Annotated in this window: 17 protein-coding genes and 2 riboswitches; of the genes, 7 read left to right on the top strand and 10 right to left on the bottom strand. The window is 67.5% G+C overall.

Annotation, left to right across the window (positions count from 1 at the left end):
- Positions 1 to 175 precede the first annotated feature (175 nt).
- The 3 genes from DESTE_RS14800 (at position 176) to DESTE_RS14790 (ending at position 4,521) form a co-directional block, all read left to right on the top strand.
- A complete protein-coding gene (locus DESTE_RS14800) occupies positions 176 to 1,474 on the top strand; it encodes a BPL-N domain-containing protein (RefSeq protein WP_051384494.1) in 1,299 nt (432 codons plus the stop codon).
- Positions 1,475 to 1,693: 219 nt separating this feature from the next.
- Complete coding sequence (locus tag DESTE_RS17325) at positions 1,694 to 2,386, top strand: MgtC/SapB family protein (RefSeq protein ID WP_051384493.1); 693 nt, start codon at positions 1,694 to 1,696, stop codon at positions 2,384 to 2,386.
- A gap of 278 nt (positions 2,387 to 2,664) precedes the next feature.
- On the top strand, positions 2,665 to 4,521 hold the full coding sequence (locus tag DESTE_RS14790) for a diguanylate cyclase (protein ID WP_035068349.1): 1,857 nt from the start codon (positions 2,665 to 2,667) through the stop codon (positions 4,519 to 4,521).
- Positions 4,522 to 4,645: 124 nt separating this feature from the next.
- Here the strand turns inward: DESTE_RS14790 and DESTE_RS14785 are convergent, their stop codons facing one another.
- Complete coding sequence (locus DESTE_RS14785; protein WP_035068348.1) at positions 4,646 to 5,047, bottom strand: hypothetical protein; 402 nt, start codon at positions 5,045 to 5,047, stop codon at positions 4,646 to 4,648.
- A 261-nt stretch (positions 5,048 to 5,308) separates the two neighbouring features.
- On the opposite strand from DESTE_RS14785, the gene DESTE_RS14780 reads away from it, so the two are divergent.
- The gene (locus DESTE_RS14780) at positions 5,309 to 6,367 is read left to right on the top strand and encodes a DUF2459 domain-containing protein (RefSeq protein WP_035068347.1); all 1,059 of its coding nucleotides are present in this window, start codon (positions 5,309 to 5,311) and stop codon (positions 6,365 to 6,367) included.
- 497 nt (positions 6,368 to 6,864) lie between these two features.
- A riboswitch (glycine riboswitch) is annotated at positions 6,865 to 6,961 on the bottom strand.
- Positions 6,962 to 6,964: 3 nt separating this feature from the next.
- Positions 6,965 to 7,055, bottom strand: a riboswitch (glycine riboswitch).
- A gap of 204 nt (positions 7,056 to 7,259) precedes the next feature.
- Here DESTE_RS14780 and DESTE_RS14775 read toward each other — a convergent pair.
- Entirely contained in the window at positions 7,260 to 9,560 is a 2,301-nt protein-coding gene (locus DESTE_RS14775) for a thioredoxin domain-containing protein (RefSeq protein WP_035070579.1), read from the bottom strand.
- Positions 9,561 to 10,334: 774 nt separating this feature from the next.
- Here DESTE_RS14775 and DESTE_RS14770 point away from each other — a divergent pair.
- On the top strand, positions 10,335 to 12,431 hold the full coding sequence (locus DESTE_RS14770; protein ID WP_035068346.1) for a sensor domain-containing diguanylate cyclase: 2,097 nt from the start codon (positions 10,335 to 10,337) through the stop codon (positions 12,429 to 12,431).
- A gap of 184 nt (positions 12,432 to 12,615) precedes the next feature.
- On the opposite strand, the gene tgt is transcribed toward DESTE_RS14770, so the two are convergent.
- Together tgt and purT are read right to left on the bottom strand one after the other, a co-directional pair.
- Entirely contained in the window at positions 12,616 to 13,854 is a 1,239-nt protein-coding gene (gene tgt / locus DESTE_RS14765) for a tRNA guanosine(34) transglycosylase Tgt (RefSeq protein WP_245590866.1), read from the bottom strand.
- A 335-nt stretch (positions 13,855 to 14,189) separates the two neighbouring features.
- Positions 14,190 to 15,371 carry a formate-dependent phosphoribosylglycinamide formyltransferase gene (purT, locus tag DESTE_RS14760; RefSeq protein WP_035068345.1) on the bottom strand — a complete coding sequence of 394 codons (1,182 nt, stop codon included), beginning with the start codon at positions 15,369 to 15,371 and terminating at the stop codon, positions 14,190 to 14,192.
- A 408-nt stretch (positions 15,372 to 15,779) separates the two neighbouring features.
- On the opposite strand from purT, the gene DESTE_RS14755 reads away from it, so the two are divergent.
- The gene (locus DESTE_RS14755; RefSeq protein ID WP_035068344.1) at positions 15,780 to 16,184 is read left to right on the top strand and encodes a response regulator; all 405 of its coding nucleotides are present in this window, start codon (positions 15,780 to 15,782) and stop codon (positions 16,182 to 16,184) included.
- 299 nt (positions 16,185 to 16,483) lie between these two features.
- Here DESTE_RS14755 and DESTE_RS14750 read toward each other — a convergent pair whose 3' ends face one another.
- The 6 genes from DESTE_RS14750 to DESTE_RS14725 all read right to left on the bottom strand — a co-directional run bounded on the left by DESTE_RS14750 (position 16,484) and on the right by DESTE_RS14725 (position 22,743).
- Entirely contained in the window at positions 16,484 to 17,200 is a 717-nt protein-coding gene (locus tag DESTE_RS14750) for an ABC transporter ATP-binding protein (RefSeq protein ID WP_035068343.1), read from the bottom strand.
- A 330-nt stretch (positions 17,201 to 17,530) separates the two neighbouring features.
- Positions 17,531 to 18,298 (bottom strand): ABC transporter ATP-binding protein, encoded by a 768-nt coding sequence (locus DESTE_RS14745; protein ID WP_035068342.1) that lies wholly within the window; start codon positions 18,296 to 18,298, stop codon positions 17,531 to 17,533.
- Entirely contained in the window at positions 18,295 to 19,287 is a 993-nt protein-coding gene (locus DESTE_RS14740; protein ID WP_035068341.1) for a branched-chain amino acid ABC transporter permease, read from the bottom strand. The genes DESTE_RS14745 and DESTE_RS14740 overlap by 4 nt, the downstream gene beginning before the upstream one ends.
- Positions 19,284 to 20,189: a branched-chain amino acid ABC transporter permease gene (locus tag DESTE_RS14735; RefSeq protein ID WP_035068340.1), complete on the bottom strand. Its 906-nt coding sequence runs from the start codon at positions 20,187 to 20,189 to the stop codon at positions 19,284 to 19,286. Before DESTE_RS14735 ends, DESTE_RS14740 begins: the two co-directional genes overlap by 4 nt.
- Positions 20,190 to 20,483: 294 nt before the next feature.
- Positions 20,484 to 21,611, bottom strand: coding sequence for a branched-chain amino acid ABC transporter substrate-binding protein (locus tag DESTE_RS14730; RefSeq protein WP_035068339.1), 1,128 nt, complete (start codon positions 21,609 to 21,611; stop codon positions 20,484 to 20,486).
- Positions 21,612 to 22,119: 508 nt separating this feature from the next.
- Positions 22,120 to 22,743 (bottom strand): hypothetical protein, encoded by a 624-nt coding sequence (locus DESTE_RS14725; protein ID WP_035068338.1) that lies wholly within the window; start codon positions 22,741 to 22,743, stop codon positions 22,120 to 22,122.
- 316 nt (positions 22,744 to 23,059) lie between these two features.
- On the opposite strand from DESTE_RS14725, the gene DESTE_RS18130 reads away from it, so the two are divergent.
- Positions 23,060 to 24,163 carry a tetratricopeptide repeat protein gene (locus DESTE_RS18130; RefSeq protein ID WP_198015369.1) on the top strand — a complete coding sequence of 368 codons (1,104 nt, stop codon included), beginning with the start codon at positions 23,060 to 23,062 and terminating at the stop codon, positions 24,161 to 24,163.
- The last annotated feature ends 370 nt before the right edge of the window (positions 24,164 to 24,533 follow it).

Here is a 24,533-nt window from a genome sequence, read left to right as displayed (position 1 = left end):
TGATGTAGGGTGCCGCACCGGCGGGCGATGCGCCCGGCAGCGTATGCCCGGCAACGTGTTCCCGATCACGGGCGAAACGCCGCGCCGGGCATGCCGCGCGGACGTTTCGTCATGACGGCAAGGCCCGGCGATGCCCCGGTAAAACGGCTTCCCCACCCTAATGAGCGGCAGAGAGATGTCAACCCTTCACATACTTTGGGACGAATCCCACGTCTGGGGGCTGCTGGCCTGGCGTGCGGTGGAAAGCATGGGCCTGCCGTACCGGCTGGTGCGGGCGCAAGAGATAGCCGACGGCCTGCTTTCCCGCAATCCCCCCGCCCTGCTGCTGGTGCCCGGCGGCACCGCCCGCCTCAAGGCCGACGCACTGGGCGACACGGGCATGCGGGCCGTGCGCGACTACGTGGCCGGTGGCGGCCGCTACCTTGGCTTCTGCGGCGGCGCGGGCCTTGGCCTTACCGGAGAACACGGCCTTGGGCTGTGCCCGTGGTCGCGCGCGTCGTTCACCGACCGCATGCAGCATTTCGTGTCCGGCCACATACATGCCACGGTCAGCGCGGGGCACCCTCTTGTCCCCCACGCCCTGCCGCCGGAACCGGCCCTGCCGGTGTGGTGGCCGGGCCGCTTTGCCCCGGAAGACGGCCACGACGTGGAAATCCTGGCCCGCTACACCGAACCGGGCAGCGACTTCTGGGTGGCGGACCTGCCGCTGGACACCCTGCCCCCCGGCACCTTCACGGAATGGGAGGACCTGTACGGCATCCGCCTGCGGCCCACCTTTCTGGCCGGGCAGCCGTGCATCCTGCACGGCAGGTACGGCGCGGGCAGCTACACCCTCAGCTACACCCACCTCGAAACGCCGGAATCGCCCCAGGCCAACCTGTGGCTGGCGCATCTGGTGGAACGCCTGACCGAAAGCCCATCTGCTTCCGGCTGCCCGGCTCCCCCCGGTAACACCGCCCCCCCCTCCGGCGGTCTGCGCGCCGCAAACCCGCTGGTGCCCGCATGGGAACTGGACGCCCTGCCCGCCCGCTGGCACGACGACGGCCTGCTGCGCGCCCGCGCGCTGTTCGACGACATCGTGACCATCGGCATCAACCACTGCCTGTTCTTTCGCCGCAATTCATGGCTCATCGGCTGGCGCGCGGGCATTCCCGGCGCCAACCTGAACAACCTGCACGCGGCGGTGTGCACCGCCGTATCCACCCCGCCCACCCCCGCCGCCGAAGACTACTGGCACGAGCGCAAGGCGGACTTCCTGAACCGGCTGGCCCTGTTCCACAAGGGCGTCACCGGCTACCTGCTGGCCGAACGGCTGGCCATGACCCTGTCCAAGACCTTTCCGGAAACAGTCTCGCGCCAGAGCCTGAAGGAACAGCGCGCCGCCCTGTTCGGCCCGCCCATGGCCAGCGGCGGCCTGTACGCGGAACTGCTGGACGTGCTGGACCGGCTGGTGTTTTTGCAACTGCACGGGTAGCGCGGCAGGATGGCGTGGCGGCGGCGCGGCGTGCCGCCTTCCGCCACGCCCGGTCATCCCTCCGATACCGGCCGATACCGGATGGACAGCGTCCCCAGCCGGGCGTAGGCTGCATGGGCGGACTTCCCCATCGTCCCCGCCACCCGCAGCCGTTCCCGGCATCCGCACCTCCTCTCCGCATGCCCGGTCACGAGGGCGCGTGCCACAGGGCCACACGCCATGAACGAATTCGTCACCCAACTCCACGACCTGCTGCCCGACATCGCCCGCCTTGCCGCCTCCGCCGTCTTTGGCGCGCTGGTGGGCTACGAGCGGGAACGCAAGGGACAGGCCGCCGGTTTCCGCACCAACATGCTGGTGGCCGTGGCCGCCTGTCTGCTGGGCCAGCTTTCGCTGTACATCTCCGCCATCGCCCATGCCGATGCCGCCCGCGTGGCCTCGTACGCCGTGTCGGGCATCGGGTTCATCGGCGGCGGGGCCATCCTCAAAGGCAAGAGCCGGGTACGCGGCCTGACCACGGCCACCATGCTGTGGGTGGTGACCGGGGTGGGGCTTTCCGTTGGCGTCGGCATGTACGTGCCCGCCCTGTGCACGGCGCTGGTGGTGACGGCCATCGTCTACCTGTCACCGCAGATGCACCGCGTGTCGGCCCATGCGCAACGCTACTACACGCTCACCGTGTCCTCTCCGGGTGGGTCCGCCCCCTTCGACGCGGTGGTGGCCGCCTTGCACGGCTTCGGGTGTGAAGACGTGCAGATTTCGGTCTACGAATGCGACGCCGCCACGGACCGCTGCCGACTGGTGGTGCGTATCGCCACCGACGAGGACCTGGACTGGCACGCCCTGGTGCAAATGGTACGGACCATCCCCGACGTGTCGTCGGTGTACCTTGGCGAATCGGGCGTCCCCTAACCCTGCACGGGGGCAACGACACCTCGCATGGGGGCTTTCCCCCATATCCCTGCATGCACGCCCAACCGGCCTCCATTGCAGTCCATTTTTCGGGCTGGCTGTTCAATCTGCACATCCGGCACTGCTACTTCCACGAAACACAGCGCGCACCCGCCCCCGCAGCACAGCATCCGAGGCGCTTCCGACCGTTCCGGGCCGACATGGGCCTACCCGGGCCGCGCTGGGGTGGGCATTCCACCACCTTGCCCACGGTCGGGAATCGCGTATAGCCATATAGTATGAACGACGATGCATCCAATGAAGCCTTCCCGCTTCCCGGCCTGCCAGGCAAAGCATGGCTTTTCAAGGCGCTCAGCATCTATTGCTGTGCCGTGTGGGTGGACATTGTCGCCTTTCCCTTCCCGCTCAGCAGGCAGACCCCGCTAAGCCTGGGCTCAGGTGTCGCCATGGTGATCTGCCTGCGTGTCGGCTGGCTGGGTGTTCCCCTCGTCATGCTGCTGTCGCTGGCCGTATCGCTGCTGACAAACTCGGCCCAGCCCTTCGACTTCACCCTGGCCGAAGCCCTGGCCGAAGCCATGGCCGGGGGCATAGCCGCGTGGCTCATGCGGCGTGTCTTCACCAAGCCGCCCACCAGCGTGCCCGACCTGTTCCGGGTCATGGGCTACGTCTTCATGCCCGCCGCCCTCGTGGGGGCCGGCATCATCACGTCGCAGCAACTCCTTGGCGAGCGCATTTCCCGGCCCGAGGCCATGAACCTGTTCGCCACCCTGGTTATGGGACTCTCCCTCGGCCCGTTGCTGGTCTACCCCCTATACCGGAACTGGACCACGTACCCTCTCCCCACCCGTGCCGAATGCCGCTGGATCGCGGGGGGATTGTGCGGCATCCTGCTGTGCCTGTTCCCGGCGTTCAACGGGTTCGGCGGGCTCGTCTATCTTATCCTGCCGCTGCTGCTGCTGCTGGCTTACCATGTGCGCCTGAACGGATTGACGCTGGTGCTCACGGTCAGCATGATGGCGGTGACCTACATGGCCACCTGGGGATTCGGCCCATTCCAGATGCCCACCACGGGCGAAGCCACCTTCATGCTCGCGACGTTCCTGTGCAGTACCACGCTGGTGGCGTTGGCGGTGAGCCTGCACAACAGCCAGTTGCTGAACGCGGACAGTTGCAGCCTGATGTGGCAGCAGAAGGCCATGTGCGACCCGCTGACAGGCATCTTCAACAGAAGCCGCTTCGATACGGTGCTGGACATGGAACTGCGCCGGATGCAGCGGACCGAGGACGTGCTGTCGCTGCTCATGATCGACGTGGATCACTTCAAGGCCTACAACGACACCTATGGACATCCCGCGGGCGACTCCTGCCTGCAGGTCGTGGCCCGTACCCTGAGCGCCATAGTGCACCGCGCGCCGGACATGGTGGCCCGCTACGGCGGCGAGGAATTCGCCTGCGTGTTGCCGAACACGCCGGAACAGGGCGCATTCAAGGTGGCCGAGAGTATCCGCCGGGCCGTGGCCGACCTGAACACCGCCCATTCCGGCTCGCCTGTGGGGCACCTCACCATCAGCGTGGGCGTGACCACCGTGCGGGGGGGGATGGACGTAACGCCGCGCCAGGTCATCAACATGGCCGACCGCGCCCTGTACCAGTCCAAGACGGAGGGCCGGGACAGGGTAGTCGCCGCGCCGCCACTGGCCGCGCACGAAAGCTTGCCGCCTCGGGGCGAACTGGTGCGCTTCGTGTGGAGCCCGTTTTACGAATGCGGCGACCAGCACATCGACGGCCAGCACCGCCATCTGCTCGAACTTGGCAACCAGTTGCTGACCGCCTTCCTGCACGATACCCCGCACGCCGACTGCCTGGCCTTGCTCCACGACCTGGTCGACGATCTGGCCATCCACTTCCGGGACGAAGAGCTTTTCCAGCGCAGGATCGGCTACCCCGAAGCCGACGAGCACGCCCTGATACACGCCGCTCTCCTCGGCGCCGCCCACGACCTGAAGGCGCAGTACGAACGCTCCCAGACGCCCCTTGGCGATGTGATCGGCATCGTCACGCGCGAAGTGGTCATGAGGCACATGCTGAAGGACGACTTCAAGTTCCATCCGTACGTACCCCGGCACACCGCGTAAGGCACCGGGCCTTCTGGAGGCACCGACTTCCGCCCTCCTCCTGCAAAAAACGGCGGCCCTGGCCGCCGTTTCATGGCATCCCCTCACCACGAACGGCAGGGGGATTTTCATCGTGCATCCTGCGTCATGCATAGGGAATCTCGCGTTCTCCGAAGGATTCGTAGTCGGATACCGGCGCGAACTGCGGCAACGGCGGAATGGGATCGTCCAACTGGCGGATGCGCCTGCGCGCCCGGCCCAGCAGGCCGTCGGCGATCATGGAGGGGCCGTTGCACGCGTTGACCACGTAGTCGCGCACGTCGGCGATGCTCTGGAACACCACGGCTCCGCGCAGTACGCGGTGACGGGGAAAATTCAGGTAGAACACGGAGGAGAGCACGAAGCCCCCCGCCTCGGACCGGTACAGGGCCAGTTCCCACCAGTTGGGGGCTATGCCCATCCATTCGCGGTCATCCACCGTGGCCAGATGTTCGCCGCTGAAAACGAGGTCTTCGCGTCCGTTACGGTGCAGTCTGACTTCCTGCATGGTGCCACTCCTGCGGTTGGAGGGTGAAGGGGGGTGACCGCAAGCCCGCCGCGCCCCGGCAGGATGCCGGGCTCGGACGGGAGGAGAGAATCCTGTCGCCAGCGTACACTGAAACGAACGTCTGTGTGAAATGATTTTCCGAAAAACCCCCATGCATTATCATCGATATCACGCACCATAACCCGATGCCTTGGCAATCCACCGGGTTACGCATACCATGGCCATTGCTTGCCCTTCCCCCGTGCCGCCGCAGGAAAACGCATGCCGTCCCCCCCTCCACATCCCGACCAGCCGCCGAAACCGCCGCACCGCCCCCTGCGCCACGCCCTGTTCCGTGCCCTGTTCCGTGCCCTGGCATGGGCAGTGCGCGGCCTGGCCTTGTTGCCGCTGGGGTATCTGCTGACCGTGGCCGTGCTGGGCGCCATGCCGCGTCCGACTGACGGACTGCTGTCGCCCGCTTGCTGCCTGCCTGGGGGCGCGGCGCGCAACGCCACGGAACAGCTGAACGGTGCGCCCGTGTCCGCTCTGCCGGGCGTTATCGACACATCGGGCACATCGGGCACTCCGGGCGGCGAAAATACGGGATTGGCGGAAGCCCCAACGCGCAACGCTCCGCCGGTGACCATCCATGTGATCAGCAACGGGGTGCATGCGGACATCGTGCTGCCCGCGCGGGTGGCGGGGGAACCGGGGGTTGCGGACGTGCTGGGGCTGACGGACGTGCGAAGGTTGGGTCACAGGGCGGGCGACGGACCGGAAAAGACGCCGGACGGCGGAAGGGACAGCCCGCCGACTCTGGCTGGCCAGGCTGATCGGGCAGCCTTGCCGGACAACGCCCACCTGGCCATAGGCTGGGGTGCGCGGGAATTCTACCTGGCCACGCCCACCTGGGACAGGATGCGCCCCGGCGCGGCCCTGAAGGCTCTGGCCCTGGCGCCTGCGGCCCTGCACGTGGAGGTGATGTCCGGCCCGCCGCTGCCCGACGCGGATACCCGCATCCTGCACCTGCCGCGACAGGGCTACCGGAACCTTGTGGCCTTCGTGGCGGGCAGCCTGCACCGCGACGCCGAGGGACGCCCCGTGCGCATCGGGACTACGCAGGAAAGCAATGCCGCGCAGGAAAACGGGGCCTCTGCGGAAAACGGCGGCACGGGCTACGGGCCCGGCAGCCTGTTCTTTGAAGCCACCGGGCGCTTCAGCCCCTTTCGCACCTGCAACACCTGGGCAGCCGACGCGCTGGCGGCAGCCGGGGCGCGCACCCCAGTGTGGACGCCCCTGCCCCACTTCGTGCTGTACCACCTGCCTGCCGCACCACGCTGACCCACCGGCGGCGGTGCGCCTTTCGTCCCTTCCCCTCTCCCTGGGCCTGTGCAGGCCCAAAAACGGCGACAGGCCGAAGGGACCGCCCCTCCGGCCTGCGACCACATGACTCGCCCAGGAGACAGGGCGTTGCCAACTTCGCGTTGCGGCCGTGCCGCGCGGCGGCAATTGGGCCGCCGCGCGCACGTTCCGCCACGCAAGGTTCCGGCACGCATTTGTGACGACCCCATGCGGCGGAACGAATGCGCACGTTTCCGGCACGGGTGTACGGGCACCAGGGTGTCGGAAAGCATGGCGGATTCGCCTGCCGGGAAAGCCGGTGTGGAAGCGGAGGACGGCAGTCCGCACGGGGCGGGACTGCCTGGGGCACGGTGGGTTCCGGCGGCACCCCGGCGCCGGGCACGATCGCAAGGGATCGGCCAGTCAGCCGGGTCGCGGGCGGGAGCCGCTGCGCACGGGGCGCGGCGGGCGCATGCCTGCCGGAGTCACGCGTGGCACTCTGTCCTTTTACCTGAGAGTTTCGCCGCCCCGGTTCCCTGCGAGGACACGGGCGGTTTGCTCCTTCGGTGCTCCACGGATGGAGGCTCTCCAGAGGTTCGTCGGGCAGCAGTCCTTTCGCCTGAAAGATTCACTTCGTCGGCGCCCCATGCCGTTTGCCGCCGGCTGGGGTCTCTCCTGCTGTCGTCATCCGAAACCAAGCGTGACTGGGGGTGTATCCGGTTGCCGGAGGAAACGCAAGCGGTGTCGTAACACGTTAACATCAAATAAAAAATACACCGTTCGCGCAAACAGTCCGCTCCCATTCCGCACGGCCACATAACCAGCAAAGCCCACCTGCCCCGCCCGTACCGCATTGTCCCTGCGGCAGATGCCGTCAGGGCAATTCCGCCTGCTACCCTTGCGCCAGGGGGCGCACGGCCAGCAGGCGGGCCTTCAGTTCCGCCGGATCGGTGATGGGCGGGGAGCAGGCGTAGTTTTCGCACAGCCAGGCCGTGGCCCGGTCTTCCAGCGGGGCCAGGTGCGCGGTGAACGGCACCAGCGCCGCAAGGTCGCGCGCGTTGTCCGTCGTGCGCAGGTGCAGCACCGTGGTGGGCGCATAGGTGCCCCGCACGGCGGCCAGCATGGCCTCGGTATCCGGCTGGTCCGGCTCGCCCGCCACGATCACCGAGCGTCCGCCGCTGAGCGCAAAATCCACCCCGCACAAAAACATGGTGGAGCCGATGGGGTGATGGCGCACCTGCGTGGCAAAGGCGCGCAGCACCCCCCGCGCCCGTTCGCCGTATTCGGGCCGCCCCAGCAGCAGGGCCAGGCGCAGCAGGTTGAACAGCGCGGCGGCGTTGCCCGAGGGCAGCGCGCCGTCATGCCCTTCCTTGCGGCGCACCAGCAGGGCATCGCCGTCCGCCGGGGTCATCCAGTAGCCTCCCCCCTCGGCGTCGTGAAAGAAGGTGTCCTGCACCTCTTGCAGGCGCAGGGCACGCCGCAGCCAGCGCACCTCGCCGGTGGCGCCGTACAGTTCGATGAGCCCCCAGATCATGAAGGCGTAGTCGTCCAGCAGGCCGGGCACGGCGGCCTCGCCGTCGCGCCAGCGGTGCAGCAGCCGCCCTTCCGGAGTGGCCATGCGGGTGAGCACGAAGTCCGCCGCCGCGGCCGCGGCCTCCGCCAGATGCGGCGCGTCGAAGGCCTGGGCGCAGCGCGACATGGCGGCAATGGCCAGGCCGTTCCAGTCGGCCAGCACCTTGTCGTCCAGATGGGGGCGCGGACGGCGGGCGCGCAGATCGAACAGGGCGGCGCGGGCCGCTTCCAGCCGTTCCTCCACCTCGCGCGGGGACAGGCCCAGATCGCGCGCCAGATCCTGCGGGGCGCGGGGCAGGTGCAGGATGTTGCGACCCGTGCGGCTGCGGGTGGCCTCGTCGTCGTAATTGCCGTAGGCCGTGCAGCCGAAGGCCCGGGCCGTAAGGTCCGCGTCGGAAATGCAGGCCGGGTCCGCGCCGGGGGCACGGGCTGCGCCACCGTCCCCGTCACCGCCCATGTCACCTCCCATGTCACCGCCCATGTCCTCGTCCGGTCTTGCATCCAGCGGGGCGCAGGCTTCCTCGATATCCGCCAGGGTGAAGGTGTAGAACAGCCCTTCGCCGTGCGCGCCATCCAGTTCGCTGTCGGCGTCCTCGGCGCTGTAAAAGGCCCCTTCCGGCGATGTCAGGTCGCGCAGGACATAGGCGGCGGTCTCTTCCGCCGTGCGGCGGAACTCGCCGTCGCCGGTGGCCAGCCACGCCTCGGCGTAGGCCAGCATCAGCATGGCCTGGTCGTAGAGCATCTTCTCGAAATGGGGCAGCAGCCAGCGGGCATCGGTGGAATAGCGATGAAACCCGTAGCCCACGTGGTCGTGGATGCCGCCGCGCCGGATGGCCCGCAGGGTCTGCGCGGCCATGCGCAGGGCCTTTGCCCCGCCGGATTCTTCTCCCGTCGGCACGGAGCCTGCCTGCGTCAGCCCCGGCTGCCCGGCGGCATGGCCGTTGCGCCGCGCCCAGCGCAGCAAAAACAGCAAATTGTGCGGCGAGGGAAACTTGGGGGCCGCGCCGAAACCGCCGTTGGCCTCGTCGAATTCAGAGGCCATGGCCTCGCAGGCGGCGTGCAGGGTGCCCGCGCCGGGCAGGCGGCCATCGGCGGGCGGACGCAGCATGGCCTCGGCATGGCGGCGCACATGGTCCACTATGCTGTCGGCGGAATCCAGCACGTCGTCGCGCTTGTGGCGCCACACCTCCAGCACGCGCGGCACCAGGTCCATCAGCCCGATGCGGCCGGGCCGCGAATGCTTGGGCAGGTACGTGGCGGCGAAAAAGGGGCGCCCGTCGGGCAGGGCGATGATGGTCAGCGGCCAGCCCCCGGTGCCGGTCAGCATCTGGCAGGCGGCCATGTAGGCGGCGTCGATGTCCGGGCGTTCCTCGCGGTCCACCTTGACGCACACGAAGGCGTCGTTGAGCAGGCGGGCCACCTCGTCGTCCTCGAACGATTCGTGGGCCATGACGTGGCACCAGTGGCAGGTGGAATACCCGACGCTGACGAACAGCGGCCTGTCCTCGTCGCGGGCGCGTTGCAGGGCCTCGTCGCCCCACGGGTGCCAGTGCACGGGATTGTCCGCGTGCTGGAGCAGGTACGGGCTTTTGGAAGTGGACAGGCGATTGCGCGCCAGCATGGCGGCAGCCGGAATGGTGACGGTCGGGCTGGCGGCAGCGTGACTGGTGTCCCCCTTTTCGGGGGCGTCGTGCATCCCGTTCGGCGTGGTGGACTTTCCGGAGAGGTCGGACATGGCATATCCCCCTTGCCCCTTTGCCCTGTGGTGTCGCGGGCGTTGAACGGCCGTGACGGTGCACGGCCCCGGTGCCGGGCCGTCCGCCGCGCGGACGCCCGTTCCCCTCCCGACGGCGCGCACTGGCCGGGGGTCCATGCTCGCGGCAGCAGGCGAATGGATGTACCCGACCTTATGCATGCCCTATCAGACTCGCGCCATGCGGGCAACGTGGCTGCAAAAAAAGAAAAGGCCCGCACCACGGCTCGTCAAGTGGGCAAAGGGGCAGAGGAAGCGACAGGAAGCCGGGCCGAACAGCCAGGCCGAACGGCCAGGCCGAACGGACGGACAGAGCTGGACGGACAGGACTGGGCAGACAGGGCCAGGCGGCAGGACCGGGCGGCAGGACGGCAAGGCCGGGCATGGCGGCAGTGCGGCTATCGTGCGACGGCGGACGAAACGACACGGAAAATGCGGGCCCGGGGCAAAAGGGCCGTGTGTCCGAGCCAGGGCGCGCCCTGCCCGCCAACCGGCGCCCGCCCTTGAGGAATGCTTGCGACACGGCGCCGCATCCTGTAGGTTTCCGCAACGTTTGGCCATGCCCACAGCCATGCGCCCCAAACCATGCCTTCCGGCCATGCCTCCTGACCGTGCGCCCCTTCCCCCGGCGCGAGGACCGACATGCGGGTCATTTCCCTACGGCAACGCCTGTTGCTGCTTCTTGCCATCCTTTCGTCCCTTGCGTTGGTCGCGCTCGGGACGTTCTCCTACGTACGCGCCAGGGACGCCATGCTGCGCGGGGCCGAGTCGGCCATGGCACTGCAGGCCGACACCCTGGCCAATGCCATCGTCAGCCAGTACGCGGGTGAATACGCCCGCGCCGTGGCCAGCCTGCGCCAGGACCCGCGCGTGGTGGCCTGCCTTTCCGGGCGGCCCTACGATCACCAGGGGCTGATGGCCAGTTGGTCCAGCTTCCTGCGGTTGCGTTCCGAAGCCTACTTCGTCTATTTCGCGGACATGTCGGGGCGGGTCCATGCCATCCAGCCCCTGCGCGAACTGCCACCCGACTTCGACGCCAGGACGCGTCCGTGGTTCCGCAGGGCCATGGAGCACCCCGGCGTGGTGGGCTGGTCCGATCCGTATACCGAATTCATCACCGGCAAGACCGTGGTCAGCACCGTGGCCACCGTGGACGATCCGGCGGGCGGCAAGCCGCTGGGCGTGCTCGGACTGGACATCACCACCGACGGGCTGCGCACCATTCTTTCCGGCGTGGCCCTGCCCTCGGGCAGCGGACTGCTGGTGCTTACCGCCGACGGGCACTCCGTCACCGCCACGGGGCTTGGGGCCGCACTGGCCGACCGCGTGGACACCACGCCCCTGCGCAACCTGGCGCGCGGCACCTATACCGCCCACGCGCCCGCCCAAAGCGGCCGCACCATCGGCGGCACGCTTGACGACAACGCGGGCAATGGCGCCACCTATCTGGACGTGGACGGCGAACGGGTGCTGGCCGCCGTGCGCGCGGTGCCCGGCCCCGGCTGGCGGCTGGTGCTGCTGGTGCCGCAGGAAGAACTGCTGCGCGCCGTGGCACCCATCCGCTACGGCACCATCCTGGCCATCGGCGGCATGCTCATCCTGTTCGCCGTGCTGTTTGCGGTGGCAACCGCGGGGGCATCCGGCCGGGTGGGCCAGCTTGCCGAATACATGCGCAGCGTTGCGCGGGGCGACTTTACCGTGCGCAACCTGTTTACCGGCCGCGACGAATTCGGCGCACTGAACCGCCACCTGAACGAACTGGTCACGGCCCGCCGCGATGCGGAAGCCGCCCTGCGCGACGCCGAACGCCAGCACCGCGAACTGGTGGAAAACGCGCCCATCGGCATCTTTCGCACCACCCGGGACGGCACCATCAACGTTCTGAACCAGCACGGTGCGGCCCTGCTGGGCTTTCGCGACGTGGCCCACGCCCGTGCCGTGCTGGATGATTCCATCATTCCCCTCTACGCCGAACCCATGGACCGCCTGGCCATGCTGGACGACCTGACCGCCGGAGAGGTGGTGACCGGCCAGCGGCTGCGCTGGTACCGACGCGGCGGAGAGGCCATCTGGATATCGCTGTATGCCCGGCGCACCGGCACGCCCGAGGCGCAGGAGGTGGAAAGCTTCTTCCTGGACGTGACCGACCAGGTGGAAGACACCCTGCGCCTGGAGCAACTGGCCACCACGGACGAACTGACCGGCGTGGCCAACCGCCGCCACTTCATGGCCCGGCTGGAGGACGAGGCGGCGCGCGCCCTGCGCTATGGTCGCCCGCTTTCGGTGCTGCTGCTGGACGCCGACCACTTCAAGGCCGTCAACGATACCTGGGGGCACGAGGCGGGCGACATGGTGCTGCGCCACATCACCGACGTGATGGGGCTGTCACTGCGCGAAAACGACCTTATCGGTCGCCTGGGGGGCGAGGAATTCGGCGTGCTGCTGCCGGAAACGGCGCTGGAACGCGCGCTGCGCACGGCGGAACGCATCCGCGCCGCCGTGGAGGACGCCCCGGTGGCCGTGCGCGATGCGTGGGTGGGCTGCACCGTCAGCGTGGGGGCCGCGGAATACCGGGGGGCCAACGATTCGCTGGACGACCTGATCCGCCGTGCCGACCAGATGCTGATGCGCGCCAAGGAAGGGGGCCGCAATCGGGTATGCGCCCAGCGGGCCACGCCCACCTTTACGGACGGCACGAGCAAGGAAGGCGCTGCCGGAAACGGGCAGGACGCGGCCTGACCAGACCTGACCTGGCATGGCATGACATGACCTGGCATGACAGACGGGACGAGACCTGACGGGACCGGGCGGGACCGGGCGGGGCAACACCAACCGTCGCATGCAGAAACGAAAAGGGCCGCCACGTTGTCGTGACGGCCCCGTGTCATTTCGGACTGATTCGTGGTTGCTGCGCGGCCTGGGCCTACGCCACCACTTCCTCGGGATAGATCGCCTCGAACCCCGCCTTGTACGCGGCAAAGCGCCCTTCTGCGATGGCGGCACGCGCGCCGCGCACCACGTCCAGGAAGTAGGTCAGGTTGTGCACGGAGTTCAGGCGGAAGGCCAGCAACTCCTTGGCCACGTACAGGTGGCGCAGGTAGGCGCGCGAGAAGGTGCGGCAGGCGTAGCAGTTGCACGCCGGGTCCAGCGGGCCGTCGTCCTCGGCGAATTCCTTGCGCTTGATGTTGATCTTGCCCAGCGAGGTGTACAGCGTGCCGTTGCGTGCGTTGCGGGTGGGCAGCACGCAGTCGAACATGTCCACCCCGGCGGCGATGCCGTTGATGATGTCCAGCGGGGTGCCCACGCCCATCAGGTAGCGCGGCTTGTCCACGGGCAGCAGGGGCGCGCTGTGGTACAGGATGTCCATCATTTCCGGCTTGGATTCGCCCACCGAAAGCCCGCCCAGCGCAAAGCCGTCGAAATCGATCTGCGTCAGTTCGCCGATGGAGCGTTCGCGCAGGTCCTTGAAGAACCCGCCCTGGGTGATGCCGAACAACAGGTTGCCCGCCGAGCCCCTGGGGTAGGCGTCGCGGCAGCGCTGCGCCCAACGGGTGGTGAGGGCCAGCGACTTTTCGGTGTACGGCTTGTCCGCGCCGTAGGGCACGCATTCGTCCAGCACCATCATGATGTCCGAGTTCAGGTTGCGCTGGATGGACACCACCTTCTCGGGCGTGAACAGGTGCTTGGAGCCGTCGAGGTGCGAGCGGAACTCCACCCCCTGCTCGGTGATCTTGCGCAGGGCCGACAGGCTGAACACCTGAAAGCCGCCGCTGTCGGTCAGGATGGGCTTCTTCCAGGCATTGAAGCCGTGCAGCCCGCCGCGCCGGGCCACCAGTTCGTCGCCGGGGCGCAGGTACAGATGGTAGGTGTTGCCGAGGATGATCTCGGCCCCGATGGCGTCCAGATCGTCGGGGGCCACGGCCTTCACGCTGCCCACGGTGCCCACGGGCATGAAGATGGGCGTGCGCACCGGGCCGTGCGCGGTGTGCAGCACGCCGGTGCGGGCCGCGCCGTCTGTGGCGTGGATGCGGAAGGTGCCGGGGGCCTCGGCGTGGATGGGGCCGGATGCGGAGAAGGGCGCGGAGGCGGACTCGGCAACAGGCGCGGAAGCCGGGGCTTCGGCCGGGGTCATGGCGGTGGAAATTTCGGTCTGGTTCGGCATGGCGCGCACCATAGCGGCGCGTCGCACGTTTGAAAAGGGGGGGCGGCGCACCGAATGCCGGGGCAACGCGCGGCAGCCCACCCGCCCTTCGCAACAGTTCCACGCCCTCACCTGCGTAACCCGTCACGCCCGCGTCGCCTGCCGCCTGTCCCGCCTGTCCCACATGTCCCACATGTCCCACATGTCGCGGCTGTCCCGCCTGTCGCGGCTTGCGTCAACCATCACGCAGTGCATCTGCTCCTCGCCCCCGCCATCAACGCAAAACGCCCGCTCCGGTTCCCCGGAACGGGCGCATGCAATGCGTCGGGATGCGTGTCCGTCAGTGGCTACAGGGGCTACAGTTGCACCTGCACGGCGGCGGCAGCGCGGCGGGCCTTCTCACGGGCTTCCTCGATGCTTGCGCCAAGGGCCAGGGCCACGCCCATGCGGCGCTTGCCGTGGACTTCAGGTTTTCCGAACAGGCACAGCCCGGTGTCCGGCTCGGCCAGGGCGGCGTCTATGCCATGGAAGCGGGGCGAGGTGCTGTCGCCTTCGGCCAGCACCACGCACGAGGCAGCGGGGCCGTTCTGGCGCAGCGCGGGCACCGGCAGCCCCAGAATGGCCCGCGCATGCAGGGCAAATTCGCTGAGGTTCTGTGACATCAGCGTCACCAGCCCGGTGTCGTGCGGGCGGGGCGACACCTCGCTGAAGTACACCGCGTCACCCTTGATGAACAGTTCCACGCCAAAGATGCCCCACCCGCCAAGGGCGCCGGTGACGGCCTCCGCCATGCGGCGGGATTCGGCCAGGGCGGCCTGGCTCATGGGCTGGGGCTGCCACGATTCGCGGTAGTCGCCGTCCTTCTGCAAATGCCCGATGGGGTCGCAGAAGGTGGTGCCGCCCGCGTGGCGCACGGTAAGCTGGGTAATCTCGTAGTCGAAATCCACGAAGCCTTCCACGATGACCTTGCCGCCACCCGCGCGACCGCCGGTCTGGGCGTATTCCCAGGCCTTCATGACGTCGGCATCGGTGCGCACGGTGCTCTGCCCCTTGCCGGACGAGCTCATCACCGGCTTGACCACGCAGGGCAGGCCCACGGCGGCCACGGCATCGCGGTATTCCGCTTCCGTTGCGGCAAAGCGGTAGGGGGAAGTAGGCAGGCCCAGTTCCTCCGCGGCCAGACGGCGGATGCCCTCGCGGTCCATGGTCAGGCGGGCGGCGCGGGCCGTGGGCACCACGCGAAAGCCTTCCTTCTCCAGTTCCAGCAGGGTTTCCGTGGCGATGGCCTCGATTTCCGGCACGATGCAGTGGGGGCGTTCCGCCTCGATGATCCTGCGCAGGGCCGCGCCGTCCAGCATGGACACCACGTGGCTGCGGTGGGCCACCTGCATGGCGGGCGCATTGGGGTAGCGGTCCACGGCAATCACCTCCACGCCAAGGCGCATGGCCTCGATGGCCACCTCGCGGCCCAGTTCGCCGGAGCCGAGCAGCAGGATGCGGGTTGCGGAGGGGGTGTTGGGGGTGCCGATGGTGACCATGTGCTGCTCCTGCGCCGCGTGGGCATGCTGAGGATGAAGGGAAAGGCCGTGCCGACCGCACGGGTGTGCCATGCCCGCCCGCACCGCGCAAGAGGCGCGCGGAGAATCGCACGGCGACCACGGGCCAGCGGATCTGCCCCTGCGGCCTGCATCGCGGCAGCAGCCGGGCCGCAAAAGGGCCGCCGCGCCCATGCACTCCACTGCGCCACAAGGCCCCAAGGATGCATGCCCCCGCACCCCCGCCGGTACATGGTGCGCCACTTCACCCCACCTTGCGGCTACGGGCAGTCTTGGGCTAAGCAGGACACATGGAGGAGCGACCTCCGCCACTGCATCGCCCGTCCGCCGCACGCCGTCCGGCACCCCTCACCAGCGCGCCGAGCACAAGGCCGCTTTCCGGAGTCCTGGATGACCACCGCCACCGACCACCCGCTGCCCCCCGCCACGGTGCTCATCGTCGATGACGCCACCCCCAACCGGGCCTTGCTGCTGCTTCTGCTGCGCGACACGCCGCTGCGCTGCCTGGAGGCCGATTCCGGTCGCGCGGCACTGCGCATCTTCCGCGAGCATCCCGTGGACCTCGTGCTGATGGACGTGGTGATGCCGGACATGGACGGCACGGACACCGTGCGCGCCATGCGCGAGGAAGAACGCCTGCTGGGCCGCCGCCCGGTACCCGTTGTGGCCCTGACCGCCCACGACAGGCACGAGGACCTGCGCCGCTGCATCGACGCGGGCTGCAACGGGGTGCTCACCAAACCCATCACCCGCCAGGAACTCATGGCCACCATCGCCGCCCATCTGGCGGGGTGAACCTTCCCCGCCCGGCCACCCCAAAAGTGCAAGGCGCCCCGTTTCCGGAGCGCCTTTTTGTTTGCTTATACATGGGGCGATTTTCAGCGGCGAGCACTTTCAGGGGCGTGGCTTCAAATTAGGATTTTCGCTCGTTGGCGAGGAAAACGAGCCTGCCATGAGGGAGTATACTCTTCTCGTATTCGACCGAGCCTTAGCCGTTGGTGAGCGAAGCGAACCCTACGGATAAGGACAGCAAAGCCATGGCAGGCGAAGTTTGACGACGCCAACGGGCGAAAAGACAATTTGAAGGCATGCCCCTAATGGCCAGAGCCGCCCAGATACGCATCCTGAACGTCGGTATTCGCCAGCAGGTTCGCCGCCGAATCCTCCATGACCACCCGGCCCACTTCCAGCACGTAGCCGCGCGTGGCCAGCTTCAGCGCGGCGCGGGCGTTCTGCTCCACCAGCACCACGGTCATGCCGGTCTTGTTGATGGCGCGCACGGTCTCGAAAATGGACTTGACCAGGATGGGGGCCAGCCCCAGCGAGGGTTCATCCAGCAGCAGCACCTTGGGATCGCCCATGAGGGCGCGGCCGATGGCCAGCATCTGCTGCTCGCCGCCGGACAGGGTGCCCGCAAGCTGGTCCTTGCGTTCCTGCAGACGGGGGAACAGCTCGAATATCCAGTCCCGCGTGGTGCGGATGCGGGCCTTGTCGTTGCTGGTGAAAGCGCCAAGGTTCAGGTTCTCCAGCACGGTCAGGGTGCCGAACACCCGCCGCCCCTCGGGCGACTGGGTGATGCCCTCGCGCACCACGGCGTGGCTGGGCATCTCGTGCAGGGCCTTGCCCTTGAAGTAGACGCCGCCCTGGCTGGGCTGCACCAGCCCGCTGATGGACATCAGCGTGGTGGTCTTGCCCGCGCCGTTGGCGCCAAGAATGGTCACGATCTCGCCTTCGTCCACGTGCACGTTGATGCCGTGCAGGGCTTCGACGTTGCCGTACTTCACATGCAGGTCGCGCAATTCCAGAAACATCGTCTCTCCAGGTACCCGTTAAAGCCAAGGCTCGCAGGGGTGGCATGTTCCGGCAATACTGTTGTCGTTCATCTGCCCGGTATGGCTGCAACCGCCATGTCCGGGCTGGTGACCGTGTCGCCTGACCGCCCGCGAATCCGTTCCCGAAAGAGGATTTTTGTTCTCTGGCAAGGAAGGCGAGTTCCGGGCGGAGGGAGTGCGGCAGCCGTTGGACGAATGCTTCATGAGTCCTACGGATGGCGACCGCAACGCGTATTCTTTCATATTCGACCTTCGCACGGGACGAGCCTGACGCAGCCAGAGGGCAAAAGGACCTTTCGGGGGCGGATTCTAATCGTCGGTATCGACGCCGAGATACGCCTCGATCACCCTCGGATCATCCTTGATGGCCGCTGGCACGCCCTCGGCCAGCAGCGCCCCGTATTCCAGCACCACCAGTTTCTCGCACACCTTCATGACCAGGCTCATGTCGTGCTCGATGAGCAGCACGGTGATGCCCCGGTCGCGGATGGCGCGAATGGTGTCGATGAGCGCCGCCGTTTCCTGGTCGTTCATGCCACCGGCGGGTTCATCCAGAATGATGAAGCGCGGGTCGGTGGCGAGAGCGCGGGCGATCTCCAGCAGGCGCTGGTTGCCATAGGACAGGTTCCTGGCCAGGTTGGCGTGCTCGTCGGCCAGCCCCACGAACTCCAGTTCGCGCGTGGCGCGCAAAAGGGCGCGGCTTTCTTCCGCGCGCTGGGCCGGGGTACGCAGCATGGCCGTCAGCATGCCCGACTGCATGCGACAGTGGCAGCCCGCCAGCACGTTCTCGATGACCGACATGTTCTGGAACAGCCGGATGGTCTGGAAGGTGCGGGCAATGCCCTGCTGCACGATGCGATGGGTGGGCAACCCCTTGATGGTGCGGCCATCGAAGAAGATGTCGCCGGAATCGGGCTTGTAGTTGCCGGTGATCAGGTTGAACACCGTGGTCTTGCCCGCCCCGTTGGGGCCGATGAGCCCGACGATGGCCCCTTCGGCCACGTCGAAGGTCACGTTGTTCACGGCCACCAGGCCGCCGAAGGTCTTGGTCAGGTTGCGCAGCGCAAGCAGGCTCATACCCCACCCCCCGCCTGTGCGGCGGCGTCGCCGCCCTTGCCGGTGATGCAGCGGATGCGCTCGGGCAGCGTGTAGGCTCGCGGCCTGGGCGGCAGCATGCCCTGCGGACGGAAGATCATCATCACCACCATGGCCAGGCCAAAGGCCAGCATGCGGGCGCTGGCGAATTCACGGAAGAATTCCGGCAGCCCGATGAGCAGAAACGCCCCCAGCAGCACGCCCCGGTTGGAGCCGCCGCCCAGGATGACGATGGCGAAAAGCACCACCGACTCCCAGAACGAAAACGATTCCGGAGAGATGATGGTCATCTTGGCCGCGTAGATGGTGCCGGTCATGCCTGCCCAGAACGCGCCCAGCACGAAGGCCCACAGCTTGTACGAAGCGGTGTTCACCCCGCTGCCCTCGGCGGCGGTGTCGTCTTCCTTGATGTAGTTCAGCGCGCGGCCGAAGCGCGAATTCTCCAGCCTGCGGAACAGCAGGATGGAGAACGCCACGTATGCCCAGACCAGATAATAGAAGTGCATGGGCTTGGCGATCTTGAACCCGAACAGCATCGGGCGCGAAATGCCGAAGATGCCGTTGGCCCCGCCGGTAAGCCCGAACACGTTGTTGATCAGCGCAATACGCACGATCTCGACGATGCCGATGGTCACGATGAGCAGGTAGTCGCCGCGCAGGTGGATGATGGGCCGCGCCACCACCATGGCGAACAGCGCGGCGGCCAGCCCGGCAAAGGGCATGGCCCACAGCACCGGCACGCCCCACATGGTGTTGGCGATGGCCGTCACGTAGGCGCCCACGGCGTAGAACGCCGCGTGGCCCATGTGGAACAGCCCGGCCTGGCCCAGGATGATGTTCAGCGAAAGGGCCAGCACGGAATACAGGCCGATGCTGACGAACACGTCGGTCCAGTAGGGGTTCAGCAGCAGGGGCAGCACCGCCACCACCACCGCGATGCCCGCGTAGCTCGTGGTGCGCGACACGGTCATATCTTGTCGGCCACCCGTTCGCCGAGCAGGCCCGTGGGCCGGATGATCAGGATGAGGATGAGCACCAGGAACGCGATGGCGTCCTTCCAGGCGATGGAGATGTAGGCCGCGCCCAGCGCCTCGATGACGCCCAGCAGCAGGCCGCCCACCATGGCCCCGGGAATGTTGCCGATGCCGCCCAGGATGGCGGCGGTGAAGGCCTTCAGCCCGTAGACCCAGCCCATGGTGAAGTCCACCTGACCGTAGTACAGGCCCACCATCACCCCGGCCACGCCGCCAAGGGCCGGGCCGATCATGAACACCAGCGAGATCACCCGGTTGACGTCGATGCCCATGAGCTTGGCCGCGCCCTGGTCGATGGCCGTGGCCCGCATGGCCGCGCCGATGCGGGTGCGCTGGGTGAACCAGTACAGGGCCAGCATCAGGCCCAGCGAGGCGGCGATCATCAGGATGCGCACCAGCGGCACGTCGATGCCCATGAAGGACAGCACATAGCTGGGCCGGATGTCGTTGGGGTAAACCTGGATTTTGGCCCCGTAGATGAGCATTACCGCGTTCTGGAAGAAAATGGAGGCGCCCAGCGCCGAAACCACGGCGGACAGGCGGCTGGAAGAGCGCAGGGGGCGGTAGGCCACGCGTTCGAGCAGGTAGCCGATCAGCGCCACCAGCCCCACGACCATGACCAGCACCAGCACCACGCCCGCCGGCCCGGACAGCACGCCCGACAGGCCAAACGCGGTGAACAGCGTGAAGCCGAGATAGGCCCCGATGGTGAACAGGTCACCATGCGCGAAATTTATGAGTTTGAGCACACCATAGACCATGGTGTAGCCCAGCGCGATGAGCGCGTAGATGCCCCCCACCGCAAGACCGTTGGTCAACTGCTGAAAGAATTCTTCCATAGGCGTTCCTGTGCTGCTTCCCCCGCGCGCCATGCCCCGGCGGATGGCCGGAACGCGGCGGCGCGAAACGCGGACCCCGGTGAGGGTCCGCCTGCGGATGGGGCGTCATGCGCCCCGGTACGGCCCCGTGGCCATCTGTTTCGTCGATCCGCCGCCCGGCGCCGTTGCCGGCTGCGCCGTGTCCACATGCTGCCGGAAGGCACGGACGTTTCCGGCTGCCGCAGGGGCGGTGGAAACGGGGCGGGCGGCAGCGCCCGCCCCGTCGTGCAAGCCGTATCCGGCTGCGCAAGGCTGCTAGGGCTGGAGAATGAATTCGCCGTTGGCGTTCACTTCGTACACCCGGTACAGGTCACCCACGCGGTCGCCCTTCTCGTTGAACGAGATCTGGCCGGTGAAGCCGGGGTAGTTCTTCAGCTTGGTCTTCAGGTAGTCGGCAACGGCGCCCGAATCGGCCTTGCCGGTGGCCTTCACGGCCTCGACGATGACGTTGAACGCGTCACCGGCCAGCACGGACCACACGGAACCGGGCACGCCGTTGTACTTGGCCTTGTAGGCGGTCAGCATGGCCTTGGCCGCCGGGGCGTCCAGGTCCTGCGGTCCGGGAGGGCTGAGGAAGAAGTAGCCCTTGGCCGCTTCCTTGCCGGAAATCTTCACCAGGTCGACATGGTTGGCGGCGTCGCCACCCATCATGGGCACGTTCCACTTCATTTCCATCTTCTGGCGCAGCAGCATGCCCACTTCGGGGTAGTAGCCGGTGCAGAAGATGATGTCGGGGTTGGCGGCCTTCAGCTTGGTGAGGATGGCGGTGTAGTCGCGTTCGCCCGGGGTCAGGGCGTCGTAGAACACGATCTTGGTACCGGCCTTGTCCAGCAGCGCCTTGGTCTCGTCGGCCAGGCCCTTGGCGTAGGACGAGTTGTCGTGCAGCAGCGCCACGGCCTTGTAGCCCTTGGCCTTGATCAGCTTGGCGGCAACCATGCCCTGTTCGTCGTCACGGGGGGCGGTGCGCAGGAAGCGCTTCAGGCCCTTTTCGGTCAGGCGCACGGCGGTGGAGCCGGTGGCGATCTGCACCACGCCCGCTTCGTCGTAGATGCTTTGGGAGGCTTCGGTAACCGCCGAGCCGTAAGTGCCGATGGCGGCAATGACGCCCGAGGTGGTCAGCTTCTGCGCGGCCAGGGCCGCGGTGCGCGGGTCGCCGCCGTCGTCTTCGACGACAAGGTCGATCTTGTTGCCGTTGATGCCGCCAGCCTTGTTCAGTTCATCGGCGAGCAGGGTGACGATGTTGCGCATGTCCTGCCCTTCGCTGGCCCACTTGCCGGTCAGGGGGCACATCAGGCCGATCTTTACCGGTGCCGCAAAGGCCGTGGCGGCCATCAGCAGCGAAGCGGCAAGTGCGAGCGTCAGCGCCTTTACAACGTGTTTCATGTCGAAACCTCCCGGGAACCCGCGGATCCCTCGCTAGACTGTTTCCCCGATACCTTTTCCTCGCCTCTTCGCATGGTGCGACACGGCGGGCGGCAGGCCCGTCGTGGTACCGTCCCTGTGGGTGGACATGTTTGTCGACGTTATTGTCAACACAAATGACCGGGCCGCGCCTGATGCGGGCCGCTAAACGACATTTTGCGGAAAAAGCCGAAGAAAAGCAATCCCTCTGACACGATAACTGTACGTCATGCCAATGAACGGGACAGACGGGCGAGGGGCCGGGGCCAGGCCGGAACAGGTCCGGTGCACGGCGGACATGGGTCTGGCAGGAATTGGGAGTACGGAAGAGGTGCCGACAGGACGCATCAGGAAATATGTAGTTGCCGGGCAGGCCGGGGCGGCGTTCAACACATGACGACGCCGCACGCGATTACCGCATGACGACGCTACACGCGATTACCGCATGACGACGCTACACGCGATTACCGCATGACGACGCTACACGCGGTCAACGCATGACGACGCCGCACGCGTCTGGCGTCTCCCGTCCGGGTGCATAGACCAGTTCGGGGCGTTTCAGCAGCACGCCGCCGCATCCGGGGCGTTTCCAGGTGGCCAGCCAGCGGGCCACGCGGGTTTCCGTCTTCATGGCCGGGGTATGCTCGTGCGGCACCGGGCGTACGTGGGGTACCCGCTGTTCCAGCTGGCAGAACAGGTCCGCCAGCAGGTTCACCTGCCGCCACACCGGCAGGTCCGGATGGATCAGGTCGCAGATGCGATAATGGGCAGAGCCGTCCTGCCCGCGCAGCAGGGTGCCGTCCATGGACACGGGAACGGCGGCGGACGCGCTGCCCGCCAGCGCCGCGCCCACGGCATCGCGCAACACGGCCAGTTCCCCGGCCAGTGCATCCAGGCCCGCCACGGCCACCACGTCCCCCACGTCCCCCATAACTGCGCCCGCCTCATCCACGAACTCCTGCGTCCCGCCATCCCACAGCAGGCGCGGCCCAAGGTAGCGCATGCAGTGGAACAGCCCGCCAAGGCTGCCGCCGCAGTGCTGGCGAAAGACCTCTATGTCGGCGCCGACGATCATGGGACGAAGGGCGCTGCGCGCCATGCGGCCAAGCTGCATGCGAAACTCCTGCGAAAGGCGGTTGTGGGCCATGCGCCAGTTGGCGAACGGCTACCGGAACTGGCCGAAACCGGGGGTAGGCCGGACGAAAACAGTCAGGGCCGGGCGATGCCGAAGGCGGCATGCAACGCCGCCCCTCCCCCACCGGCCAGCCGGGCCGGATCAGGCCCGACCGGACCGGATCGGATCGGACCGGATCGGATCGGATCGGATAGGATCGGATCACACACCTACCTCACCGTCCCGAGGTGCGGCAACCCCTTGCCCTGCGGCGCACCGGTATGCCATGCCCCATGAAACAGCTTCGGAGGCCCGCATGTCCTCTCTTCGCCCGCTCGCCACGCTCCGCCAGTTCCTCGCCCCGCTTCCCCGCCACCTTCTCCGAATGGACGCGCCCCGCGCCGTGCCCGCCGCCATGTCGCCGATCGGGCCGGTTGCGCTGCTCGTGGCCGCCGTGTTGCTGGCCCCGCTTCCGCTGGTCGGCAACGCATGGGCAACAACCGAACAGGCAACGCCCCGGCCAGACACCAAGGGCAAGCAAGACACGCCGGGGCAGTCCGCCTCCACAGCCAGGACACCCCCTAGAACCCCCTTGACCAGCGGGCAACTTGCCCGGCTTGCCCATGATGCGGAATCAGGCAATGCGCGCGCCCAACTGCTTCTCGGCATGCTGTATTCCGACGGCACCGACCCGCTCGTCCCCAAGGACCTGACGCGGGCCGCGCACTGGCTGCAACTGGCCACTCAGGGCAAGGATCCGTTGCCGCACCACCTGCTGGGCCTGATGTACTTCTTCGGGCAGGGCGTGCCCGAGGACAAGGACAAGGCCCGGCAACACATGGATGCCGCGCTGGCCGGAGGGTATGTTGCATCCGCGCACTTCATGGCTGACATGCTGCTTTCTCCCATCATGCCCAGCTACGACCCGATGGAAGCCGCGCGCTGGCTGGAAAAGGGAGCCACCCTTGGCGACGCGCGGTGCGCCTACAACCTGGGCGTGCTGCACGAGCAAGGGCTGGGCGTTCCGCAGGACCTGCGCCGCGCAGAAACATTGTACCGGCAGGCCGTTTCCAAAGGGTACGTCAACGCCATGAACCAGTTGGCCGTGCTCATCGACAGCGGCAGGGCCAGCACCACCAACCTTGGCGAGGCGGTGCGCCTGTTCCGCAGGGCCGCCGAAAAGGGCAACGGCCTTGCCGCCTACAACCTGGGCCTGATGCTGCGCGAAGGCCGGGGCACCCATAAGGACTGGCCCCAGGCCGCCTACTGGTTGACCTGTGCCGACGCGCTGGGCGAACCGCGGGCCATGAAGGACCTGCCGCCCCTGCTGCGCCAGCTTTCGCCCGACCAGCGCAAGAAGTTCAACGCACGGCTGGTGAAATCGCCCCTGCCCCCGCGTGTGACGCAGACCGGTAATTAGTCCCGATAACCCCAGTCACTCCAGTCACCCCAGTCACTCCAGTCACCCCGGCCCCGCCGGGCACCCGGCGCGGACGCCCGGCACCTCCGGTCGCCAGGCGTCCGCCCTGCCACCGCGCGACGCTTGTGCGATACCTGCGCGACGCCAGCACAACGTTCGCACGACGTTTGGCCGCCCTGCCCCAACGGCCTCCGTGCGCAACCCCCTCATACACAAGGGCATATCCCTGTGGCCAGAACCCGACGGGACGGACAGGTGTGCAAATCTAACCATTTGCCCTCCCCACCGGTCCGTTGTACCCTTGCGGGGTCCGCGCGACGTCCGGCCTCGCCGCCGCGCCGCCGCGCCCCTGCGGCATGTCTCCCTGCGG

Source organism: Nitratidesulfovibrio termitidis HI1 (assembly GCF_000504305.1).
GTDB classification, from domain to species: Bacteria; Desulfobacterota; Desulfovibrionia; order Desulfovibrionales; family Desulfovibrionaceae; genus Cupidesulfovibrio; species Cupidesulfovibrio termitidis.
Note: the sequence above shows the minus strand (reverse complement) of the source record. Positions and strands in the feature narration are given on the sequence as shown.